The organism is Neptuniibacter pectenicola, assembly GCF_001597735.1.
Taxonomy (GTDB): domain Bacteria; phylum Pseudomonadota; class Gammaproteobacteria; order Pseudomonadales; family Balneatricaceae; genus Neptuniibacter; species Neptuniibacter pectenicola.
In genome coordinates this window covers 1-231 of sequence record NZ_LUTS01000193.1, presented here as the reverse complement: position 1 = coordinate 231, position 231 = coordinate 1, and the positions used below count along the sequence as shown (strand labels likewise).

The window sequence follows — 231 nt, the reverse complement described above, 5'->3', positions numbered from 1 at the left end:
TGTAAAGTGATTGGTATGACAAAAACTCAAATGTATTGTCGTATTTTATTACCGCGTGCATTTGGTATTGTTTTGCCCGCTTACGGTAATGAGATTATTTTGATGCTCAAAGCCAGTGCATTGGCCAGTACGATTACATTGCTGGATCTAACAGGAATGGCGCGTACGATTATTGCGCGAACCTACACACCAATCGAAATATTTTTAGCGGCGGGTGGTATTTACTTAGTG

The 231-nt window shown here is 40.7% G+C and carries 1 pseudogene; it reads left to right on the top strand.

The features are described 5' to 3' along the window. Positions 1-15: 15 nt before the first annotated feature. Positions 16-231 (top strand): annotated as a pseudogene (locus tag A3773_RS17450) (ABC transporter permease); the annotation flags it as partial.